A 397-nucleotide genomic window follows, 5' to 3' on the forward strand; every position below is an offset into this window, starting at 1 on the left:
ATCCGTTCACGAACTGCGGTGAGTCCTGATAGTTGATCCGCTGCTTGTTGGTGTCATCGAGCTCAACAATGAGCGATTTCTTGTAGCCGTCGAAGTCCTGCACGATGCCGTTGTATTCCAGCTCTTTGTACAGCGCCAGCAGCTCGGTTTTGAACATGCTGGGCGTGACAATCGCCTGTCCCGGAGCAAAGCGGGTGCCGTCTTTGGCCACTTTGAAACGGGCGTATTTGCTTAAGATGCGCGAGCGTTGTTTCTGACGAAAATACATCGCCGTGGCCGGCGTCATGATGTCGAGGTAGCTGTTGTCGGCGATGCCTGATGCGTTTTCGGTGTAGGCGGTGACCGCGCGTTCCACCTGCACTTCTTTGGTGGAGGTGACGACGTACGTGCCCATTCC

Annotated in this window: 1 protein-coding gene; it reads right to left on the reverse strand. The window is 55.4% G+C overall.

Annotation, left to right across the window (positions count from 1 at the left end; translation table 11 throughout):
* Positions 1-397 (reverse strand): phage tail sheath C-terminal domain-containing protein (locus tag JIG40_RS12045; protein WP_280514080.1); only part of this gene is annotated, 397 nt, incomplete at both ends.

It is taken from the genome of Vibrio sp. bablab_jr001 (assembly GCF_016464285.1).
In the GTDB taxonomy this organism is placed as follows: Bacteria; Pseudomonadota; Gammaproteobacteria; order Enterobacterales; family Vibrionaceae; genus Vibrio; species Vibrio fluvialis.